The sequence below is a fragment of the Burkholderia sp. WSM2232 genome (assembly GCF_000472545.1).
Classification (GTDB): domain Bacteria; phylum Pseudomonadota; class Gammaproteobacteria; order Burkholderiales; family Burkholderiaceae; genus Paraburkholderia.
Window position 1 is genome coordinate 1 of sequence record NZ_AWZV01000032.1, and the last position, 19,359, is coordinate 19,359.

17 protein-coding genes are annotated in these 19,359 nt (G+C 62.9%); 8 read left to right on the plus strand and 9 right to left on the minus strand.

Annotation, left to right across the window (positions count from 1 at the left end):
• The 6 genes from F757_RS34070 to F757_RS34080 form a co-directional block, all read left to right on the plus strand.
• Positions 1–1,038: type VI secretion system Vgr family protein (locus F757_RS34070; protein WP_156923725.1), on the plus strand; the 1,038-nt coding region annotated here is incomplete at its 5' end.
• Positions 1,038–2,465, plus strand: a complete 1,428-nt coding sequence (locus F757_RS34075) for a DUF4123 domain-containing protein (protein ID WP_051376861.1) — start codon at positions 1,038–1,040, stop codon at positions 2,463–2,465. The genes F757_RS34070 and F757_RS34075, both read left to right, overlap by 1 nt.
• On the plus strand, positions 2,453–2,965 hold the full coding sequence (locus F757_RS35410; protein ID WP_198021437.1) for a DUF3304 domain-containing protein: 513 nt from the start codon (positions 2,453–2,455) through the stop codon (positions 2,963–2,965). The genes F757_RS34075 and F757_RS35410 overlap by 13 nt, the downstream gene beginning before the upstream one ends.
• Positions 2,966–3,158: 193 nt before the next feature.
• Positions 3,159–3,659: a DUF3304 domain-containing protein gene (locus tag F757_RS35415; RefSeq protein ID WP_198021438.1), complete on the plus strand. Its 501-nt coding sequence runs from the start codon at positions 3,159–3,161 to the stop codon at positions 3,657–3,659.
• Positions 3,660–4,122: 463 nt separating this feature from the next.
• Positions 4,123–4,671 (plus strand): DUF3304 domain-containing protein, encoded by a 549-nt coding sequence (locus F757_RS35420; RefSeq protein ID WP_084531024.1) that lies wholly within the window; start codon positions 4,123–4,125, stop codon positions 4,669–4,671.
• Positions 4,672–5,265: 594 nt separating this feature from the next.
• Positions 5,266–6,840 (plus strand): T6SS phospholipase effector Tle1-like catalytic domain-containing protein, encoded by a 1,575-nt coding sequence (locus tag F757_RS34080; protein WP_051376862.1) that lies wholly within the window; start codon positions 5,266–5,268, stop codon positions 6,838–6,840.
• Between the two features lie 336 nt (positions 6,841–7,176).
• Here F757_RS34080 and F757_RS0124850 read toward each other — a convergent pair whose 3' ends face one another.
• The 3 genes from F757_RS0124850 to F757_RS0124860 are packed head-to-tail and all read right to left on the minus strand — an operon-like array spanning position 7,177 to position 13,000.
• Positions 7,177–8,709 (minus strand): efflux transporter outer membrane subunit, encoded by a 1,533-nt coding sequence (locus F757_RS0124850; RefSeq protein ID WP_027213743.1) that lies wholly within the window; start codon positions 8,707–8,709, stop codon positions 7,177–7,179.
• A 2-nt stretch (positions 8,710–8,711) separates the two neighbouring features.
• A complete protein-coding gene (locus tag F757_RS0124855; RefSeq protein ID WP_027213744.1) occupies positions 8,712–11,840 on the minus strand; it encodes an efflux RND transporter permease subunit in 3,129 nt (1,042 codons plus the stop codon).
• On the minus strand, positions 11,837–13,000 hold the full coding sequence (locus F757_RS0124860; protein ID WP_027213745.1) for an efflux RND transporter periplasmic adaptor subunit: 1,164 nt from the start codon (positions 12,998–13,000) through the stop codon (positions 11,837–11,839). Before F757_RS0124860 ends, F757_RS0124855 begins: the two co-directional genes overlap by 4 nt.
• 217 nt (positions 13,001–13,217) lie before the next feature.
• Between F757_RS0124860 and F757_RS0124865 the strand changes: the two genes are divergently transcribed.
• On the plus strand, positions 13,218–13,835 hold the full coding sequence (locus tag F757_RS0124865; RefSeq protein WP_027213746.1) for a TetR/AcrR family transcriptional regulator: 618 nt from the start codon (positions 13,218–13,220) through the stop codon (positions 13,833–13,835).
• A gap of 135 nt (positions 13,836–13,970) precedes the next feature.
• Here the strand turns inward: F757_RS0124865 and F757_RS34085 are convergent, their stop codons facing one another.
• On the minus strand, positions 13,971–14,183 hold the full coding sequence (locus F757_RS34085) for a hypothetical protein (RefSeq protein ID WP_035467451.1): 213 nt from the start codon (positions 14,181–14,183) through the stop codon (positions 13,971–13,973).
• A 273-nt stretch (positions 14,184–14,456) separates the two neighbouring features.
• On the opposite strand from F757_RS34085, the gene F757_RS0124870 reads away from it, so the two are divergent.
• Positions 14,457–15,458, plus strand: a complete 1,002-nt coding sequence (locus tag F757_RS0124870) for a LysR family transcriptional regulator (RefSeq protein ID WP_027213747.1) — start codon at positions 14,457–14,459, stop codon at positions 15,456–15,458.
• Between the two features lie 13 nt (positions 15,459–15,471).
• Here the strand turns inward: F757_RS0124870 and F757_RS0124875 are convergent, their stop codons facing one another.
• The 5 genes from F757_RS0124875 to F757_RS0124895 all read right to left on the minus strand — a co-directional run bounded on the left by F757_RS0124875 (position 15,472) and on the right by F757_RS0124895 (position 19,303).
• The gene (locus tag F757_RS0124875) at positions 15,472–15,861 is read right to left on the minus strand and encodes a cupin domain-containing protein (RefSeq protein WP_027213748.1); all 390 of its coding nucleotides are present in this window, start codon (positions 15,859–15,861) and stop codon (positions 15,472–15,474) included.
• A gap of 220 nt (positions 15,862–16,081) precedes the next feature.
• The gene (locus F757_RS0124880) at positions 16,082–16,906 is read right to left on the minus strand and encodes an AraC family transcriptional regulator (protein ID WP_232221454.1); all 825 of its coding nucleotides are present in this window, start codon (positions 16,904–16,906) and stop codon (positions 16,082–16,084) included.
• A 155-nt stretch (positions 16,907–17,061) separates the two neighbouring features.
• Positions 17,062–17,292 carry a DUF2795 domain-containing protein gene (locus tag F757_RS0124885; RefSeq protein ID WP_027213750.1) on the minus strand — a complete coding sequence of 77 codons (231 nt, stop codon included), beginning with the start codon at positions 17,290–17,292 and terminating at the stop codon, positions 17,062–17,064.
• Positions 17,293–17,458: 166 nt separating this feature from the next.
• Positions 17,459–17,713 (minus strand): hypothetical protein, encoded by a 255-nt coding sequence (locus tag F757_RS0124890; protein ID WP_027213751.1) that lies wholly within the window; start codon positions 17,711–17,713, stop codon positions 17,459–17,461.
• Between the two features lie 252 nt (positions 17,714–17,965).
• Entirely contained in the window at positions 17,966–19,303 is a 1,338-nt protein-coding gene (locus tag F757_RS0124895) for a C45 family autoproteolytic acyltransferase/hydolase (protein ID WP_027213752.1), read from the minus strand.
• Between the last annotated feature and the right edge of the window lie 56 nt (positions 19,304–19,359).

The following is a 19,359-nucleotide window of genomic DNA, read 5'->3' on the forward strand; positions in this document are numbered from 1 at the left end:
CTGGACGGCGACGAGGCAGTTATCTCCTTCCGGGATGGGGATCCCGACAAGCCTGAAATCACTGCGTTCCACCATCACAGCCAGGCGCGCGATCTGGTCNCCAGCGACCGNCGCTGGCTGTCGCGCAACGTCATCCGTACCCAGAGCAACAACAAGCTGCGCATGGAGGACTGGGCAGGCCAGGAAGGTATCAAGCTCAGCACCGAGCACTCAGGCAAGAGCCAGTTGAACCTGGGCTATCTCGTCAACAGCAGGCTCGAATACCGGGGGGCGGGTTTTGAGCTCAGGTCGTCGGGCTGGGGTGTGCTTCGTGCAGGCAAGGGCGTCATGGTCACGACCTACGACCGTCCCGCCTCAACCGGCAGCCAGCTCGACATGCAGGAGACCATCGCACAGCTCGAAAGCGCACTAGCAATGGCAAAGGCGCTGGCCGCGTCTACCAGCAGTGCGAAGGCCGACCCTGCCGACACCGGCGCACAGCAACAGATGAGGGAGGAGCTGGACGGCCTCAAAAAGGCCGGGCTACTGGCTAGCACGCCAGCGTCCGCAGCAATCGTCGCGGGCGGTGGCGTGCAGGTCTCGGCGCAGCAGACCATCAGTGCCGTGGCCGGGAAGAATGCCGACTGGAGCGTGCTGAAACAGTTCACGGTTGCGGCCGGCGAAAAAATATCGCTGTTCGCGCGCAAGCTCGGAGTCAAAATTTTTGCTGCCAAAGGTCCGATCGAGCTTCAGGCGCAAGGTGGGCCGATGTCGCTCACGGCCGCGAACGATGTCGACATTGCCAGCGTCAACGGCAAGCTCAATCTGGCTGCAGCCAGGGAGATCACGCTCGAATGCGGCGGCGCATTCATCCACGTGAAGGACGGCAGCATAACGCTTGGTGGTCCATTGGACCTCTTCATTAAGACCATTACGATCCAGAAGAAGGGCAAGGCGTCAATAAACACCCCGATGCCATCCTTGCCCCAGCCAATGGCGGCGCAGTGTGTGTTGCGCGAGAGCCAGTCGGGTGTGCCTTTCGCACGGATGACGGTGTGATGAACGACTACTTTGATGACGATTGTCTCGAAGTCCACAATGCGTTGCTGGAACGCTTTCGCGCGAAGCGTCGGGAATTGCATGAGGCGGCAAAGAGCGTCCATTTGTATGCGCTACTTGACCAGGGTGCATTGACAGCGGCAGAAAGACGGGCAGTCGGGGACCTGAAGGGTTTGCGCGCGGTATCGCTGTATGCGGGTTCCGGCCTTGACAGCCTGGAGGCGGTGGGGCCAGTGCTGCTAGCCATGCCGGACGTACGCAACATTGAGCCGCTGACCCACTTCAGTTCCGCGGATGATGATCCCGCTGCGGACCGGTTCCTGCGGCTGCTCTCATTGGCTGAGGGCCATGTCGCACGTGTGACATGGCTTTGGTCGCCTCACGATCCGTGTGCGCTCGTGGAGCATCTGCAAACATTGCTCCATGCGCGTCTTGCGGCGGACGACGAAGACGCCTGGTTCTTCTTCTATTACCCGTCGCATCTGAGGGTGCATCATGAACAGCTACCCGAAGCCACGCGGCGGTACATGTTCGGCCCGGTCCATGCATGGTGGATGCTCGACTGGCACGGCGAGCTGGTCGAGCTGGCAGGCGAAGGTTTGCCCGTGCCGCGCGCTTGGGACGTTCTGCCCGTTCCGGCAGATGTGGCCGCTGCGTTGCAACGCGCCGCAATGCCTGCCCAGGTGCATGCGTGGCTCCAACAGACGCGAATGAACCAGCCCGGAGCGCTTAGCTACAACCGGCAATTGATGGAAATCGCGCCGCTGGTGGAGCGGGCGCAGCGCCACGGGCTGAACCGACTGGCGGATCTTGCGGCGTTCGTCGCCTACGGGCTGCGTTACCGAGTGGACTACGACAAGCAGCCGCAGATTGCGCTGGCGCTGGCCGACACCGCTTCACGAGGTGACTCACTTGTGCTTGCCTACCAGCGCGTGGAGGCGGACATATGGCGGGAACTGGCGCGGAGTGCAGAGGAGCGCGTGCAGGCGCGGGCAGAACGTGAGCGCGGCGACAAGCTGAAGCACGTGGAGCACATTCGCCTAAGCGTGCGAGTCGTCAATGCGAGTGGCAAGCGGCTTGAGTTCGTGTATTTCGTCCGGGACGGAAAATGTAGAGATGACCGCCAGTACATTGGCTCGGTCCCAGTGGAGCTATCGGAGGACGTGGTGGTACGGAAAGACGATTTGCTGTCGCCTCTGCCGGGAGCGAGGCTGGTGCTGAGTTGGGACGAAATAGCGTTCCTGCCCAATGGAACGGGCTATAGAACGCCTTGTGAGCGCGAGGTCATCATCGAAGGCGAAGTGCCGCTTGATGAGAACTCCGGTGTACTGGAAATCAGGTTCGAAAAAGACAGACAGAGGGTGGTCATGCACCGGGACACGAGCCCATGGCGCGACGTGGCGAGAAGCAGCTCATGGCAGCGGTGAGAAAGGCGGCAAAGGCGTTCGCGTTGTTGATGATCATAAGCGGCTGCGCAGCGCGAGATCGGGCAGGTCATCATGACGTGGGTGTCAGCGCGGCCAACTATACAGAAAACTTCATTACCGATTTCTATCTGAGTTCATCAGAGAGTGGGAGTGGCCGCTTTGCGGGAACGTCGATAAAAGAATTTTCAAGAGGTGGGACGGGTGGGGGCGTGTGTTGCTTCTCGCTTGCCAAGCCAGGACACGCGGTTCGCATTGAATGGTATACGGGTCAACGTAATGATCGTGAGTCACGCTGGGTGCGGCATTCCGCAGTCGTACAGGCAACAGGTGCCACGTCAGACGATCCGGACTCAAACATTACTCTGATTGTTCGTTTTTTCCCGGAAGACAAGGTGGAAGTCGAGTACGTCGCACAAGAAGAAAAACCAGCCAGCAGTAGGAATCCTCGTTTTGATTCGATTTTTACAGGGCGACGAGTCATGCGGCATGTTGGGGAATAGGGATGAGCGAGCGAAATATTAGTGGAGTGATGCAGGACTTGTTATCGGGCGGCCATGAAACGTCCGCGCAGACGTTCGAGACGATGATCGAACTATACGACGGAGAACTTCGCCTGTTTGCGACTTGCAAGCAGTATAAGGTATGCATGCATCCGGCCGAGCGCGCATGGCGCGACGCGGGGAGGAGCAGCACATGGCGGCGGTGAGAAAAGCGATAGCCACCTTCGGTCTGCTGATCACAATTTGCGGATGTTCGGCTTGGAGCCAGCAGGGATATGTAAAGGTTAGAGATGTGTCGGCGAACTACACCGAAACGTATATTGATTATCGCTTTTACGATACCAAAGGGCGAAACCTGGGTTTGGGCGGCAGGGCGAATCCGTTCAGCAAAAATGGGCAGGGAGGGGGTACCTGCTGCGCTCTACTGCCGGGGCCCGGGCAGACTGTGCGCGTAGTATGGGACGAGGAAGTGGCTGGTGAGAATCAAAGCAAAAATCTTCAATATTCACGAGACGTCGTGGTGCGCGGTTCTTCGCCCCTGCCTGGAAATTCGTATAACTACGTAATTACGCGATTCTTTCCGAAGCAGCAGGTGGAAGTGGAATTTGTATCTGAATCGATGGGAGGCGGTCGAAGCCCAAGACTCGACCAGATCTTTTACGGTCGAAGTGTGATGCGTCAGATAGGGGAATAAGGGCCCGCAGAAATGGCAACAACGATGTAATGCAGGACTGGTCAACGGAGATACATGTGGCATTCCAGCAGTGCGGTCTTCACGCCCCATCAACTAGAGGCCGAGTTCGTCTCCGAGCCCGTCAGTGGCCCCCGTAACCCTCGCCGTGACCGGATCTTCCCCGGTGACCACGTGATGCGTCAGATCGGAGAATAACAACGACGAGACAGAGCTATGACGATCCGGTGTATGACTGCTTCATAACTACGATGGAACATTCCGGCAGACGATCCGGGCGGCGACGGAACTGTAATGGCGAGGGATTCCGGCCTGCGTAAGACTTGTGAACGGCAGTGGGCCATGCACCACGACCTGAGCGGATTTCCAGACGTTTTTGCAGGCCCATGTGTCATGCGGCATTTTTGTGAATAGGAACCGGCGGAAAAACAATAACGGATCGCGCCGGATTGGCACTCAAACAGCCATGAAACGTGTGAGCCGAGAAACGGAAGGAAAAGGTATGGAAGGGCTTAAAAAAGCGGCGGCAGTGCTGGCGCTAGTTGCGGTAATTACCGGCTGTTCTGCATGGGGGCAGCGAGGATATGTTGATGCCAGTGTACGCACAGCCAACTACACGGAAATGTACGTGGACTACAGGTTTTACGATACGGAAGGGCGCAACCTGGGTCTAGGAGGGAGCGCTAATCCATTCAGCAAAGGCGGGACAGGAGGGAGTTCATGCTGCGCTATGCTGCCCGGACCGGGACGGACAGTGCGAGTCGTATGGGACGAAGAAACGCCCGGCCACAACGAAGGGAAGACCTATCACTATTCGCGCGACGTGGTGGTGATTGGATCACAGCCTCTTGCTGGCAGCTCATATAACTATGTAATCACGCGGTTCTTTCCCGGGCAGCAGATAGAGGTCGAATTGGTGTCTGTACCGGTGGAAAGTCTGGGCCACGGCTCTGCAAGTCCTAGACTCGATCAGCTCTTCTACGGTCGGAGCGTTATGCGTCGCTTGGGAGAGTGAAAACCACCGGAAAATTAGCGGCGAACTGATACAGACCCATTTCATGGGCGGTCGTGAAACGTCCGAGCGGACGTAAGGGATTCAACGAGTATGAGAGGACCGAAAACGGCGGTGGCGGCGCTTGCGTTGCTGGCATTGACTAGTGGCTGTTCCCCGTTGGGACGCCAGGAAACCGTCAACGTGACAGCAGTTACAGCAAACTATACCGAAACGTATGTTGACTACACGTTTTACGACATAAACGGTAGAAGCCTGGGACTTGGTGGGAGTGCTAATCCATTTAGCAAGGGAGGGACGGGAGGGGTCGAATGTTGTACTCAGTTGCCAGGGTATGGAAAAACCGTGCGTGTGGCGTGGGATGAAGAAACAGGCGGTAGCAATGACAGCGAGACCGCGCACTATGCGCGTGACGTAGTGGTAACTGGCTCACGGCCTGTTCCAGGAGATTCGTACAACTATGTAATCACGCGGTTCTTTCCGGGCCAGCAGATAGAAGTTGAGTTGGTTTCAGAAGCAAAGGGAAGCGGTCGAAGCCTGAGACTTGACCAGCTTTTCTATGGCCGGAGGGTCATGCGTCACTTGGGAGAATAAACAATGAAAGATAAGAACGGGCAAGCACTGATGCAGGACTGGTTCACGGACAGCCACGAGACTTTCGAGCAGACGTTTAAGACGATGACCGAACTGTATGACGAGGAATTCCGTCTGTGTACGACTTGCGAGCAGCGGCCATGGTTCAGCTTCTTCTTTGATGGTACGGGGAATAACAGGTTCCTCGATGCGGAACAGAGGAAGTGGTCGAACGTTGCGCGGTTGTTCGATGGGCACATTTTGGATGAGCCACTGCTCGTCAAGCGGTATTACCCCGGCGTCGGCACGCCGCTTGATACAAGTAACCCCAGCTGGATCGATTCTGTACGTGACGGGGAAGCGCTGGGGGGCGGCTCCGGTGCTGGAAGCGATGCGCGTCTGCAACTAGCGGAAACAGATTTGCGCAAGGCGCTAGAAAACAACCACCGCGTCGTCCGCATCGACGTTGCAGTATTCGGATTCTCGCGCGGTGCAGCCCTCGCACGGGCGTTTGTCAATCGCATCCTTGACAAATGCGAGTACCGGGACGGCCAACCGTACTGGCCGTGCGGGACCGCGCTCGACGGCAAGTCAGCTCCGATTCATTTCCGTTTCCTGGGAATCTTCGATACCGTTGAATCGGTGGGCGTGCCGGCGCATAACTTGACGGGCATGAAGATGGCAATTCCCGATGCGGTTGAGAACTGTCTGCATCTCGTTGCCGCGCAAGAAATCCGGTCGGCGTTTGCCCTTACCCGGCTGGGCGCGGTTGGCGGCAAGCACCGCGAGATTGTTTATCCGGGTGTGCACTCGGACGTGGGTGGTGGCTACAGGCCTGGAGAACAGGGACGAAGCGACATGCTCGGCCGCCTGCCGCTGAACCGCATGCGCCTGGAAGCAGCGATGGCGGGCGTACCGTTCACGCCCCCCGCTGACCTCAGCCCAAAAGTGGCAAACATGTTCGGTTACGATCAGGCGGTGAAGGATGGTTTCGACGAGTACATGCGTGCCGTCGACATCGGCCAAACGCTGGAAGAACAGATCGCCGCGCACATGCGGCTCTGCTATGGCTGGCTCAGCGTGCGCTATGACACAGACCCATGCCAGGTCTACCAAGATATCTGTGCCGTGTCAGCGGATGGCCAGACCGAAGCCGAACTGGCCGGGCTGCGGCGGTCAATGTCCTCCATCGCGTCCCAAGCCAGCGATCTGAACTGGCGCGACTACATGCAGAGGCTGGCGAAAAGCGACCCGGTTGCATACGCGGAGCGGGTGAAGTTAACTGGCAAAGCGGCACCGCTCTCGCCCGAAGACGAAGCCTATTATCAGGCTTGGCTTCATCCGCCAAAACTGTCACCGGCCCTGTTGGACTTTTTCGACACATATGTTCATGATTCGCGGGCAGGATTCGCCATGCCGATTGTACGAGGACTGTATTTGACGCGGCGATCGATCATCAGTCCATCGGGCAAAGCGCGAGCAGTCGCGCTCCAGCCGGCGTCCGATGCAATACAGGTCGATGCGCGCAACTCACTGGCAGGAAACCGCTATCGACAGCCGCTACAGCTCGTCGCACCCGATTCGGCAGCGCGTCCTTAAGCGTAAGCGAAAAGACGAGGGCTGTATCCTGAACCGAGAACTTGGGTATCGGCAAGTCTTGCCATTCTCGTTTCTGACGAAATCCGGGCACGGGAGGAATCAAGCACGAGTTACCAGACTGGATAAATCTATCTAGTTACCAGGCAAGTAGCGCACTGGGTTTTGACCGGACACGACGCTATGCTTTGTTAGGTTGCGCCGAGAGGCAGACGGTTTGCGTTCAATTTAATACTGTTTGCGGCTCGCTCTCATCTTGACGGAAAATCCGGATCAGTCGGCAATTACTACTGCGGTAGCATGTAGCAAAACCGGTCAGTCGGATTGGGTCCGCTGGCGTCATTTGTTTTGTTGCGACCCCCCCTGCGCCCCATCCCCCACCGGCGGCTCGCCCATCGCCTGAAACAACGCCGCCGTATCCGTGAGCCGCGCGCTGGTGTAGCGAATCTCATCGAGCTGCGCATTGCGAAACTGCTGCTCGCTCGCGCGAGTCGACGCTATCGGCACAGCGCCGAGCCGATATCGCGCCGAGGTTTCGTCGAAAATACCCTGCGCCGAACGTGCCGCCGTATTCGCTGCGTCGAGCGCCTGCGCGTCGTGTTCCAGCGCGGCGAGCGTATCGGCGACGTTCTGAAACGCAGCGAGCACCGTCTGCTTGTATTGCGACACCGTGGCCTCGTAGGTGTTCATCGCTGCGCGGCGCTGTGCCATCAGCGCGCCGCCATGAAAGAGCGGCTGCGAGAGCGACGCGCCGATGCTCCAGATCGCGCCCGCGCCCGACAGCGCCACGGGCCAGCTAAAGCCGCCTTGTCCCATCGACGCGCTCAGCGACAGGCTCGGATACATCTGCGCGGTCGCCACGCCGACATCGGCGGCGGCGGCTTTCAGCGCGGCGTCGGCGGCCTGGATGTCGGGCCGCGCGCGCAACAGTTCGCTCGGCACCACCACCGGCACCTGCTGCGGAAGACGCAGGCTCGCGAGTTCGAGGTCCCCGGGTGCCGCGTCCGGCGTGCGGCCGAGCAGCACCGCGAGCGCATGGCGCGTGGTCTGCCATTGCTGCCTAAGCCCGGGCAAACTCGCCGACAGGCTCGCCGCATTTTGTTGCGCGCTCAACTGATCCGCGTGCGAAACGGCGCCGAGCGCATAGCGGCGTTGGGTATCGCGAGCCTGATCGTTCGCGAGCGTCACGAGCCGCTCGGTCGTGTCGATCTGCGCGCGCAACGCGGCGCTCGTGATCGCGGCGCTCACGATGTTGGCGGCGAGCGCGCGCCGCGCGGCGTCGAGTTGATATGCCTGCACGTTCACGCGCGCGGCCAGCGCAGCGTCGGCCAGACGGGCGGCGCCGAACAGGTCGATCGTGTAGTGCGCCTGCAACTGGCCGACGAAGATGTTGTAGAGGAACGTGTTAGGGCCGATCTCGGGAATCGCCAGCGCGCGATTGCGCGTGGCCTGGCCGCCGGCGTCGATGGTGGGCAGCAGCGAACTGCCGATCTGCGCCCGCAACTGTTCGCGCGCGGCTGCCAGCGTTTTTTCGGTGGCGGCGAGCGTCGGGCTATTGCGCAGCCCTTCGTCGACGAGCGCATTCAACGCATCGGACTGATACAGCTTCCACCATTGCGGCACGGGCTTCGCGCCGACCATGAACTGTTGTGCAACGCCTTGGGCGGCAACTGTCTGCGCCGGCTGCGCCTCACTGCCGTAGTGAACGGGCTGCGGCAGCGCGGGCGGCTCGCCGTTCGGACCGAACGAACACGCGGCAAGCATCGACGTGCACGCGACCAGCGCGGCGGGCACCGCGAGGCGTGCCGCCGGGAAATCCGCCAGGAGAGCCGCCGCGCGGCGGACAAAGCGCGCATCTGCAAAGTGGCTCATGCTCAATTCCCCGTATGTGCCGCGCCGGGCGCCGACGGCGTGGGCGGTTCGCGCTCGTCGTTGCGTACGCGGAACGACATCGCGTAGAGCGCCGGCAAATAGAACAAGGTGAGAATAGTCGCGCTCGTAATGCCGCCCATCAACGCAGTGGCCATCGGCCCGAAAAAGTTGGAGCGCAACAGCGGAATCAGCGCGAGCACGGCGGCCGCGGCGGTCAGCGTGATCGGCCGGAAGCGCCGCACAGTGGCGCCGACAATCGCGTCGAAGCGCTTGTGCCCGGAGGCAATATCCTGCTCGATCTGGTCGACCAGAATGACCGAGTTACGCATGATGATGCCGAACATCGCGATTACGCCGAGCATTGCGACGAAGCCGAACGGCTGGCCGAACAGCAGCAGCGTGAAGACGACGCCGATCAGTCCGAGCGGCGCGGTCAGCACGACCATCAGCACGCGAGCGAAGCTCTGCAACTGGACCATCAGCAGCGTGAGCACCGCGATGATCATGATGGGCATTTGTGCATTGATCGACGTCTGGCCCTTGCCGCTTTCCTCTACCGAGCCGCCTATCTCGATCCGGTAGCCGACGGGCAGGCTGGCGCGAATCGGCGCGAGCGCGCGGTCCACCGCATGTGTGACGTCGATGCCTTGTGCGCCCGGCGCGACATCGGACTGCACGGTGATGGTCGGCTGGCGGTCGCGTTCCCATATCACGCCGTATTCCAGATCGTTGCGCAGATGCCCGAGCGTTCCAAGCGGCACCGCGCCGTTCGGCGTAGGCATGGCGAGCGTGACGAGCTTTGCCGGGTCCACGCGCTCCGCCTTCGGCGCGCGCAGGTCGACGCTGATCAGCTTGTCGCGCTCGCGGTACTGCGTGACGGTATAGCCGGAGAGCGTCATCGCGAGGAAGCTCGAAATGTCGTCGGAGCTCACGCCGAGTTCGCGCGCCTTTTTCTGGTCGACCTCGAAGCGCACCGAGCGTTCGGCCGGTTCGTCCCAGTCGAATTGCACGTTGCGCGTGCCGGGGTCGGCGCGCAGCGTCGCGGCGACGCGTTCGGCGATCGAGCGCACCGTCGCGATCTCGTCGCCGCTTACGCGGAACTGCACCGGATAACCGACGGGCGGTCCGTTTTCCAGGCGCGACAGGCGCGTGCGGATCGCGGGGAAATGATTGCGCAGTTCCGGCTCGAGCCATTGGGCGAGCTTCTCGCGGTCTTTGACCGACTTCGCGGTAATCACGAACTGCGCGAAGTTCGGCTGGGTGAGCTGCTGATCGAGCGGCAGATAAAACCGCGGCGCGCCGCTGCCGACGAAGTCCACCGAGTGAGCAATCTCAGGGCGGCCCACCAGTGCCTTTTCCAGTCGCTTCGCCTCGCGCAGCGTGGCCTCGAACGACGCGCCCTCCGGCAAGCGCACGTCCACCAGCAGCTCGGGCCGGTCCGAGCTCGGGAAAAACTGCTGTGGAACCAGCGAGAAGCCCGCCATTGCCAGCACGAACAGCACCACGGTAATTGCGAGCACGATAAAGCGCCGCTCGATGCACCAGCCGATCCAGCCACGCAGACGCGTGTAGAAGCGCGTGTCGTAGATGTCGTGCTCATGGTCGTGCGCCTCATGGGCCTCGCGCTTGCGCTCGGGCAGCAGGTGATAGCCGAGCAGCGGAATCAGCACCACTGCGGCGAGCCACGATGCAATCAGTGCAATGGCCGACACTTCGAAAATGGAGCGGGTGTATTCGCCGGTGCTCGACTTGGCGAGCGCAATCGGCAGAAAACCCGACACGGTGACGAGCGTGCCGGTGAGCATCGGAAAGGCGGTGCTGGTGTAGGCGAAGGCCGCAGCGCGCGTGCGGTTCCAGCCCTGCTCGAGCTTCACCGCCATCATCTCCACGGCGATGATCGCGTCGTCGACAAGCAGGCCGAGCGCGAGCACGAGCGTGCCGAGCGAGACCTTGTGCAGCCCGATGTCGAACAGATACATGCACAACGCCGTGACGGCGAGCACGACCGGAATCGAGATGACCACCACCATGCCGGTGCGCACGCCGAGCGACACGAGGCTGACCACCAGCACGATCGCGACGGCTTCGGCCACGGCTTCCAGGAAGTCGTCGACGGAATGGGCGACCGCGTGCGGCATGCTCGACACCTCGGTCAACTGCAGGCCGGCGGGCAGGGCTTTGCGCAGGCGCAGCATTTGGGCGTCGAGCGCCTTGCCGAGGCGGATCACGTCGCCGCCTGGTTGCATCGTCACGCCGATGCCGAGCACCGGCTTGCCGCCCGCGCGCATTTGCGTGACGGCCGGGTCGTCGTAGCCGCGTTTGATCGTGGCGATATCGCCGAGACGGAACGAGCGGCCGTTGATGCGGATCAGCATGTCGGCAAGTGCATCGACGTTAGCGAACTGGCCGGTGGGACGCACGAACACCCGGTCGTCGGTGGTGGTCAGCGTGCCGGCTTGCGACACCGCGTTCTGCGCGTTGATCGCCTGGCCCAGTTGCTGCGGCGAAATGCCAAGCCGCGTGAGCTGCGTATTGGCGATCTCGATATAGATGTGCTGGTCCGGGTCGCCGAAATAGTCGACCTTGGCGACGCCGGGTACGCGCAGCAGCACGGTGCGCAACTGGTCCGCGTAATCGTGCAGTTGCGCGGGCGAAAAGCCGTCGCCTTCGAGCGTGTAGATGTTGGTGTAGACGTCGCCGAATTCGTCGTTGAAGAATGGGCCTTGCACGCCCTGCGGCAGGGTCGCCGCAATGTCGCCGACTTTCTTGCGCACCTGATACCAGGTTTCCTGCACCTGGCTGACCGGCGCGGAGTCTTTCATCGTGAAGAACATCAGCGACTCGCCAGGGCGCGAGTAACTGCGCAGGAAGTCGATGGCAGGCGTCTCCTGCAACTTGCGGCCGATGCGGTCCGTGACCTGTTCCTGCACCTGCCGCGCCGTTGCGCCGGGCCAGAAGGTGCGGATCACCATCACGCGGAACGTGAACGGCGGGTCTTCCGACTGCGCGAGGCGCGTGTACGCGAGGATGCCGAAGGCGGTGGCGAGCGCGATCAGAAACACGACCAGCGCCTGATGGCGCAGCGCCCACGCGGACAGGTTAAAGCGTCCCTCTTCATGGGTCGTGCTCATGAAGCGAAGTCCTCGGGATGCAGCGGCGCGACGGCGCGCACTTTTTCTCCGGCGCTCACCGTGTGCACGCCTTGCAGCACGACGTGCTCGCCGTCCTTCAGGCCCTGGCTCACCACGATCGTGCGCTCGTTGTAGCGCGCAACCGTGACGCGGCGCAGTTCAAGCACGCTGTCTGCCGCCCGCACGACCCATACGGCTGGTTGCGGGCCGTCGTGAAAGAGCGCGGTGGCCGGCAACACGAAGAAGCCATGCTGGCCTTCGGCGCCGCTCGCGGTCGATGCGGGGCGCGCCGACAGCGCGATGTCCGCGGTCATGCCGAGGCGCACGTCGGGGCCGGGATTGTCAAGCGTGAGTTTGGCGCGATAGGTGCGGCTTTGCGGATCCGCCGCGGGCGAGAGCTCGCGCACGCGCGCCGTGAACGTGCGGCCCGGCAGCGCCCCGAGCGTGACGCGGGCGGTCTGTCCGGGCGCGAGTCCCGCGAGCGCGCTTTCGGGCACGTCGCAAACCACGTCGAGTTCGCCGCTCCATGCGAGGTTGTAGACGGCCTGGCCCGCCGACACGTTTTGCCCCGTGTCCGCCTGCTCGGCCGTGATCACCCCCGCGTGATCGGCCACGAGCGTGGTGTACTGCAACTGGTCTTTCGCCAACGCCGCCTGCTGCGCCGCCTGGTCGCGCTGCGCAGCGGCCGACGCATAGGCGTTCGTGGTCTGCTCCAGTTGTGCGGGCGCGATCAGGTTTTCTTTGGCTTGCGCCTGATCGCGGTCCAACTGTTGCCTCGCGTAGCGATAGCTGTGCTCGGCGGCGGCAAGCTGCGCCTGGGCGCTGGCCGCGTTTTTCTGTGCGTCCGCCGGATCGAGGCGCGCAACGATCTGGCCGTTCTTCACCACGTCGCCGAGGCGCACGCGCCGCTCGATGATCTTGCCGCCGACGCGAAACGACAGCGGCGTCGAATAGCGCGCCTGCACTTCGCCGGGCAAGGAGGTGACGGGCGCGGTGTTGCCGTCCGCATGAACCGCGACGGCCACGACCGGTCGCGGCTCGGGGGCGGCCGCCTCCTTCTTCGAGCATGCATTCAACCCGACGACAGCGGCGCAAGCGAGCGCCAGAGCGACATGGCGCGGCCGCCCGTGGCGCGCAAGCCGACCAGACTGCTGACGCATCGCCGAGGATGCGTAAAAACCGGGACGCTTCACAATGACCCCAGACAGGAAACGGCGAAGGAACAGGCAAGCCGCAACGGCCGCCAGCGAACAGCGCAGGCCCGGTCATGCAATTGGCATACGCATCTGATTTGCAATGATTCCACGCATTCTAATACACACCTGTATTTGAATGTCGATGTGAATTGGAATTCTTTTCGGTGCTAGACTTGCGCCCATGAAACGGCAAAGACTGACACGCGAGCAAAGCAAAGACCAGACACGGCAGCGTCTGCTCGATGCTGCGCAAGCAATTTTTATGAAGAAGGGCTTTGTCGCGGCAAGTGTCGAAGACATCGCGGCGGCGGCGGGCTATACGCGCGGCGCGTTCTATTCGAATTTCCGCAGCAAGAACGAGTTGTTGCTCGAACTGCTGCGGCGCGATCACGAGGCCATGCAGGCAGGCTTGCGGGCCATTTTCGAGGACGAGGCCACGCGCGAGCAGATGGAACAACGCGTGATGCACTACTACAGCAATCTGCATCGCGAGAACAAATGCTTTTTGCTGTGGGTAGAGGCGAAACTGCTGGCGGCGCGCGACGGCCGTTTCCGGCTGCGTTTCAACGCGTTCCTGCACGAAAAGCTGGCGCAACTCGCTGCTTACGTGCGCGAGTTCTCCGAGCGGGTCGGCACGCCGCTACCGTTGCCGGCGGAGATGCTGGCCATGGGCCTGATGGGTTTGTGCGACGGCGTGCAGTTCTTCCACACGGTCGATCCGCAGAACGTGCCGGGCGAGTTGGCGCAAGCGGTGCTGGCGGGATTTTTTGCGCGCGTCGTGTACGGGCGCAGCGCTTGAGGGCCGCGGGCGCTTAAGAGGCGCAGGCGACAAGACGACGGGCGGCGAGGGAACGAGCGACGAGGGGACGAGCGGCGCCGGGCGTGACCGGCGTGAGGCGAAACTGCCTCACGCAATGTGGCACACGTGCCGCGATCAGTTCACGGTGACTTGCGTGCAGGTATCGCCAACGGGGCTCGCGCATACGAACGCATATTGGCCGCTGTAGCGCAGTACTTCCTTACCCGCGTGAAGGACGACCTTGATGTCCGGGCAGCGCTCATAAGCAATGAAGGCTGAGCAGGCTGCGGCAGACCAGCAGACCAGAGAGAAGGCGATTTTTTCGAGAAGCTGGAAACGATGTGGCATGGCAATCAGCGAGCGGCTTAGCGGGCGGTTTTCGAGGCGCTATCTTACCAGTGTATAAGGGTTTCTACCTAGCCGGTTTCCGCGATAATGCGTGAAACAGTGGCGTGCGCGCATCGCCCGAAGCTGACGAGATTGTCATGTGCAGGTCAGCGTTGGGACAGGTCGCGTCGATACAATCGGATTCGTTGGGCAAATCCGCGCGAGCCTTGCCGCGCGGAGCGATACAGGCGGCAGCGCTGCGCCGGCCCGGCATTTCGAGGCAGGAGTCGTCCCATGAATCAATTGCAGTCCATGCGCGTGTTCGTCAAGGTGGCGGACCTCGGCAGCTTCGTTCGCGCGGCAACTTCGCTGGATCTTTCCACCGCTGTGGTGACCCGTCATGTGGCGGATCTGGAGGCGCGTCTCGGCACGCGGCTGCTCAATCGCACCACGCGCCGTCTTTCGCTCACCGAATCGGGCGCGACCTATCTGGAGCGCGTGCGCCACATACTCGACGACCTCGAAGGCGTCGAGCAGATGCTGGCGGCGCGTCATCATGAGCCGGTGGGCACGTTGCGCATCGTGGCGCCGGTGGTGTTCGGGCTGCAAAGTCTGGCGTCGGCGGTGCAGTCCTACGCTGCGCGCTATCCTGACGTGGTTCCCGATGTGACGCTTGCCGACCGGCAGGCGGACCTCGTCGACGAAGGCTTCGACGTCGGCATCCTGATCGGACGACCGGCACGCAGCGCGAGCATCGTCACGCGGCGCTTGACCACCTGTCAGTTGACCGTCTGCGCGACGCCGGCTTACCTGGAGCGCCACGGTACGCCGACGCGGCCCGAAGATCTGCGCAGCCATCCGTGCCTGAGCCGGCCGCCGGAGCAGGGCGGCGAGGAGCGTGTGTTCAGCGGACCGCAAGGGCCTGTCCGCGTGCGGCCCGTGAACGCGATTGCGGCGAACAACAGCGAGATGCTGCGGCAGTTCGCGCTACTCGGCATGGGCGTCGCGATCCTGCCGAGCTATCTGATCGGGCGGGACCTGGCGGGCGGCCGGCTCGTCGAATTGCTGGGCGATTACCGTCTGCCCGAGATTGAAATTACGATTGCTTATCCGAGCCGCCTTCACTTGCCGGCGAAGGTGCGGACCTTTGTCGATCACCTGGTCGAGCATTTCCAGTCGGACGCCACCGCGCCGGCGCGCACCGCGCGGCCCCCGAAGCACGCGCATCCGCTTAGGACATCGGCGGGCCGGGCCGGCTGGCCGCGAGCGGCCGCGGCTGCGTCGCTGCCTGCCTGAATGCCGCCGCCGCTCAGATCCAGAGATCGTTGACGGCCGTGCGTTCGCCGGTTTCCTCGCCGGTGTTGCGCACACCGCGCGGCTCCACCAGCAGCAGCTTGACCTCGCGTTCGGCGAACGGCTTGTGTTCGGTGCCCTTGGGCACGACAAACATTTCGCCCGCCGACAGCATCACGAAACCGTCGCGCATGTCGATGCGCAACTGGCCGTCCAGCACGATGAAGGTTTCGTCGGTGTCCGCATGCTGGTGCCACACGAAATCGCCTTCGATACGCACGACCTTGAACTGGTAGTCGTTCATTTCCGCGACGACGCGTGCCTGCCATTGGTCGTCGAACAGCGCGAGTTTTTCCGCAAAATTGACCGCGCGGTAGCGCTTCTGGTTCGTGAGAGTGTCGGACATGCGGTGCTCCTTCGAAAGATGGTGGCTGTTTCGGGAAGAAGCGTAGCGCGTGCCGCGCGCGGAGGTCTTGAACGTTTGTGGGCGCGCGCGGTGGGAGGGGCGGGACTTTGGCGCTGTAACTTTGAATTGCGTTTCGCGCTGCGCCTTTAATTGCGATTTGCGTTGAGTTTTATGCTGCTTTCTGCTTTCTGCATCGCGTTTTCCCGCTGGGTTTTCCGCGCTAGCCCTTGTCTCGCGATGAAATCCCCAGCATCTCGAGCCACTGCGCCGGCGCCACGCCCCACGCGCGCTTGAAGTGCCGCGTCATATGGCTCTGGTCGGCAAAGCCGCTGGCGGCAGAGGCGTCCGCGAGCGGCATGCCGGCGAGCGCGAGTTGACGCATGCGATCGAGCCGCCGCATCGTCAGATAGCGGTGCGGGCTCGTGCCGAAGAGCGCGCGAAAGTCGTGCGACAGGCTCCAGCGGTCGCGTCCGGCGGCGGCCGCTAGCTCGTCGAGCGTCACCGCGTGCTCGAGCGACGCCAGCAGATATTCGCGGGCCCGCCGCGCGGCGCCGAAATCCACCGGGCGGCGCGTCGGGCGGGCGCCGGCTGCCGCGTGTAGCGCCATCGCCAGTTCGTAGAGGCCGTCGTCCTGTTCCAGCGGATTCATCGCGCGATCCATACTGCTGAGCACGTTGTGCGTGGCCGCAAAAAGGCGCGGATCGTCCGACAGTCCGCCGTTGACAAACGGCAGCGGCTGCCCGCCGAGCGTTTGCTGGAACAGCGCTGGGTCCACATAGATCATGCGATACCGGAACCCTTCGCCGGTGCCGGCCTGGCCGTCGTGCGGCTCGTCGGGGTGCAGGACCATGGTGCCGCCGGGCAGGCTGTGACGCATGCTGCCGCGATAGCGAAAGCTTTGCACGCCGGCGAGCGTGCGCCCGATCGCGTAGGTGTCGTGGCGGTGCATCGCGTAGCCGGCGCCGTGGAAAAACGCTTCGATCCGCTCGATGCCGTCCGCGCCCGCCGCGGCTGCCGACGGCGGCGAGCGGTAGATCCAGTCCACGCCTTGTTTTTCCACCGACGTTGCGGCTGCGGCTCGCGCAGACGCTGGGGCATCGGTGCCCGGCGGGCTCTGCGCGGCGCCGGTCAGGGGCTCGCGGGCGCTCACGGGCTCGGGCCCGGCCGGGCACGCCGACGGGCCAAAGCGCTCCGACCCGCTCACGCGCTCAAACCCGGCCCGAAATTCCCGCCGATCAGTCGCGTGACCGAATCGACGTCCGCGTAATCCTGCTCAGGCAGACCGTCGAGCATCGCCAACACCTCGTTGCTCGCGCCCGCCTCGCGGGCTGCGTCGACGAGCGTGTCCTTGTTGGCCGGGAAGCGGACTTCGCCAAGCACGTCGGAAATCTGCAGGTCGATGGATTCCCCGGGGATGGACGATGTCGTCATGCAAGCGCTCCTGCGGATACGGTTAAAAAATGAATGATGGCGGCCGCGCGCGGATCTCGGCTCCCATCGGCCCGGAACCGGATACTGCCAAAAATGAGCCGGCGCGCCGCACTCGCCCCCCCCGGGTCGCGGCCGGTCGGGGCAAACCCGCGCCCAAGCGTCGCTCTCAGGTCTGCAGGCGCTCATTGTGCGCCGCGAACCCGCGTTGCGGATGCCGCGACTTTGGCAAGACGATGTGCTGCCATTGCTGTGGACGATTGTCGTCCGTGACCGCCACGTCAGGCGCCGCGGGGGCGACGGGCGCGGCGTTCGCGCGGGCGGCGAGGGCGTTCGCCGGCGTGCTTTCCTGCGCTGTGTGAACCGGCGCGGCAAAGCACGAAGCGGACAGCGTCACCATGGTCAACAGTGTCGAGGTTTTCATGCCCGACCTCCTAAGCTCATGCGGCGCTATGCGTTCAGCAAGGCCTGTGCCGTCCCCGCGTCGAAAGGAAAGCGCAAGCCGCGCGGGGGCCGGGCTGCAAGGCCGCGCGCTTTGCTCACGAGCGGCGCGCGATTTCTGCAACGCACCCGTCGAGACTACTCATTGTAGATCGCCAATGATGGCGCGGGAATGGCAGCAACAGGGCGGCAATCTTCAGGTGTTCACGCCTGCCCGCCGTTGCTGCTGCATCGGCTATTGCAGGGCCTCGAAGCGCGTCCACGGCCACGAAGGCCGGTCCCGCATATAGCCGTTCAGCCAGTTCCATTGCGGATGCCGTTTCATGAATGCCTGAGCGTCGAACGGACGGCCGCACGGATGACCCCAGCGCGCGCTGAACGCCATGTCGCGCGCCATCTCGCTGTCGGTCACCTTGCCGTCGTTCGCACCCCAGGGATTGAACGGCCCGTGGTCCGAGCCGCCGAAGCGCGCGTCGTCCAGTTCCAGATGCCCGCAGATCGTGCGTGAACACGGGTTGTCGTTGCGGTCGAGATAGACGTCGTGGTGGTCGGCGATCATCGCCTTGGCAAGCTCGGCGTCGATCTTGCCGCGGTGCATCGCCTCCAGCTGCATGAAGCGCAGCCGCCGCGCGCCGTTCTTGCGCACGTCGGTATAGTCCTCGCCTTCGCCGATGCATTCCTGATTGCGGATCTTCAGGTCGGTCGCCGTGTTGTAGCCGCTGTAGAAGCCATCTTTCGTGCTTTCGAAGCCCGAGTAGTGCAACCCCAGTTCGTAGCGCGCGATTTCGCCCGTCCTGGTGTCGCCGAGCAGCCAGCTGTTCGCATAGCCGCCGTTGTTGGCGATCGCGAACATTTCGCACCATTCGCCGATGCTGTTCGCGTATTGCGACGCCCGCCGCGAGCGGTAGAACTCCGGTGCGCCCGCCGCGTTGTAGCCGACGAAGTTCGAGATGGTGGTCTCTGTCACCATCAGTCCGGCGGCCGTGATCCAGAAATCGGTGAGACTGGAGATGCAGCCGGGCAAGCCCTGCATCAGAATGCGGTTGCCCCGGTCCGGAACGATGTCGAATACGACGTTGAACGCGTCGCCGGCGGCGTAGCGGTCCCACGAGTTGTGCGCCATGACGATGCGGCCGTCGCGTGTCGCGCGGCCCGTGGCGATGAACGCGCTGCAATGATGGCCGCGCCGGCCGCGCCACGGTTTGAGCCCGAGGTCGGGCTTCTGTTGCGCGACGTGGGCGGGCCACCAGCTTTGCAGCAGGTCCATGTATCCGTTCCACGCCAGCACTTCCGCGAACGGCAGCTTCGCGCCGTCCGCAATACCCTGGATCTCGTCGGCGAATTCGGTATCGAGCTTACTGCCGAACTGGGCGACGGCGGCCGCGACGAACGTGTCGAAATCCTCGCCGGTGTCCCACTTCGCCAGATAGCGGGCGGTGCGGATCGCGTTACGGATTTCCGTCGCGAGCAACTGGCCGTGCTGTTCGCCGCGGTCGTACGGCTCGCCTTCGATATGCACAAAGATCCAGCCGGCCTCATCGCGGCGCACGGCGTCTGATGACGGTTCGCTCATCTTCGCTCCGGTTGAATGGCGGGCACGGCCGCACTCCGGTGCGCCCGTCGTGGCGT